At 37.2% G+C, this 1,831-nt stretch carries 1 protein-coding gene; it reads left to right on the forward strand.

Translation table 11 applies throughout. The features are described from left to right. The coding region (locus tag AACY61_RS13165) for an LmbE family protein (protein WP_339612040.1) at nucleotides 1-1,831 on the forward strand (1,831 nt) is incomplete at both ends.

Below are 1,831 nucleotides of genomic sequence, written 5' to 3' on the forward strand. Positions count from 1 at the left end.
GCCCATTGCTGGGTGTAATAAGAACCAATGAACTTCAGGAAGCCAGAAAAATTGACGGAGGAGAACAGTTCTTTACAAGAGCCATCGATTTTGGCTATTCTAAAAATCCGGAAGAAACTTTATCTATTTGGAATAAAGAGCAAGTGTTGAGTGACTTGGTTTTAACCATTAGAAAATTCAAACCCGATGTAATTATCAATAGATTCAATCACCGCACACCTGGCACCACACACGGTCATCATACAGCATCAGCAATTCTTAGTCTCGAGGCTTTTGATTTATCTTCTGAACAAAATGTTTTTCCCCAACAATTAAACAGTCAAGAACTATGGCAACCAAAACGATTGTTCTTCAATACCTCTTGGTGGTTTTATGGAAGTCAAGAGAAGTTTGAAAGAGCTGACAAATCAAATCTGGTAGCGTTAAACACGGGAGCGTTCTACCCATCCATTGGACTATCAAATGGAGAAATTGCAGCACTCAGTAGAAGTCAGCATCAATCACAGGGTTTTGGAAATACCGGCTCAAGGGGTCAGGAAACAGAATATCTCGAATTAATTAAAGGTTCTATGCCAACAGACCCAACCAACATATTTGAAGGTGTAAATACAAGTTGGTCGCGCATTGATGGCGGAAATGAAATTGGTGAAATTTTATACCAAGTTGAACGTAATTTTGACTTTAAAAATCCGGCAGCAAGCATTCCTGAATTGGTTGCAGCCTATAAATTACTCAAAAACCGAACAGACTATTGGGGTATTCAAAAAACTAAAGAAATAAAACAAATCATTGAGGCCTGCAGCGGACTTTTTCTTGAGGTCGTCACCGAAAGCCAATATACCGCACCCGGTTCTTCTATAACAGTAAACCTTGAAGCTATTAACCGTACCAATGTCAATGTGGTGCTCAATCAAATATCCTATAACAATTATCCACTTTTTACTGATCGTGCTGCTTTAAAAACCAATGAGCGTTTTGAAAACCAATACTCTATTACAATTCCTGAAGATGCTAAATATACCACACCATACTGGCTAAAAGAAAAAGCGTCATTAGGTCTTTACACCGTTTCAAATACTGAAAACATTGGACTGCCAACTACCAATGAAAATCAACCAATGCACTTTAAACTAACTATTCAAGAAGAAGAGTTCACTTTTGAAAAAAACCTGGTCTACAAATTTAACAGTCCTGTAACCGGCGAAGTGTATCAACCCTTTCAAATCCTACCCGAAGTAACTGGAAAAATAAATCAAAAAGTTTACATATTTGAAAATAATGATCCTAAAAACATTACCGTTACCGTAAAAGCAGGTAAAAACAATATTTCAGGAACAGTTGCTTTGCAACATCCTGAAGGATGGAAAGTAAGCAACCCGCAACCCTTTTCACTCGAACAAAAAGATCAGGAAAAAGAGTTTGTCTTTAAAGTAACTCCACCACAAAAAAAAGAAGAGGGAAGCATTCAATTATCCATTCAGGTTGATGAAAACGCTTACAGTCTTGAAAAAATATCCATAGATTACAATCACATTCCTTATCAGCATATTTTGATGCCTGCTGAAGCAAAAGTAGCTCGCATACCTATCAAAACCAATGGCCAAAACATTGGGTACATCGCAGGTGCAGGAGACGAAATACCTTCAGCATTAAGACAAATTGGTTATACCGTTAATGAAATTGATTTGGAAGCAATGACTCTTGAAAACCTTCTTGGTTTTGACGCTGTAGTTGTTGGAATAAGAGCCTACAACATACACGAACACTTAAAATTTAGACAAGAACTACTTTTTGAGTATGTCAAAAGTGGCGGTAATTTGATAATGCAATA

The organism is uncultured Planktosalinus sp. (genome assembly GCF_963973675.1).
Classification (GTDB): Bacteria; Bacteroidota; Bacteroidia; order Flavobacteriales; family Flavobacteriaceae; genus Planktosalinus.